Annotated in this window: 1 protein-coding gene; it reads left to right on the top strand. The window is 27.7% G+C overall.

The genetic code is table 11. The annotated features are described in order from the left end of the window. The coding region (locus B0A78_RS14150; RefSeq protein WP_097609799.1) for an IS982 family transposase at positions 1-752 on the top strand (752 nt) is incomplete at both ends.

Raw genomic sequence — 752 nt, 5'->3', positions numbered from 1 at the left:
TTTTTTGTTTAATTGATGATATTTTAAAAGGAATTAATCATCAAGATGATATAAGAAGAAAAGTAAGTGATAGTGAAATCATTCTGACAGCCTTAGTTTCATCGACTAGTTTTTATGGAAATCATGATTCAGCTATTCGATTTATGAAACAATATGGATTTATTCCAGATATGTTAGATAAAAGTAGATTTAACAGAAGGTTACACAAAATTGGATCAATCCTATATGAGTTATTTGAGATTATAAGTTCTTATTTTAAAGATATTTGTTGTGAGATGCAATATATAATAGATTCATTTCCAGTAGCATTTTGTCATAATATGCGAATTGCGAATTGTAAAATTGTTAGTGGTAAGAAATGGAGAGGTTATACAGCAAGTATGCGAAGCTATTTCTATGGAATAAAAGTTCAATTACTTACAACAAAAGCAGGAATACCAATTGCTTTTCATTTTACACCAGGGAAAACTGGAGATGCAAAGGCTATTGGGAAAATGATTGATAAATTGCCAGCTGAAGCATCAATATACGCTGATAGTGCTTATACAAATTATAAATTAGAAGATTTTGCTAAAGAAGAAAAATGTATTTTATTGAAAGTACAACGAAAATCAAATTCAAAAAGATTTGATACTGAACAACAAAAAAATGAAAAATTAAAAATGAGAAAAAAAGTAGAAACCACAATAAGTGACATTAAAAAATTATTCCCTAGAACAATACATGCAGTCACATTAAATGGATTCCTTATA

The organism is Flavobacterium columnare NBRC 100251 = ATCC 23463 (genome assembly GCF_002530675.1).
Classification (GTDB): Bacteria; Bacteroidota; Bacteroidia; order Flavobacteriales; family Flavobacteriaceae; genus Flavobacterium; species Flavobacterium columnare.
Note: the sequence above shows the minus strand (reverse complement) of the source record. Positions and strands in the feature narration are given on the sequence as shown.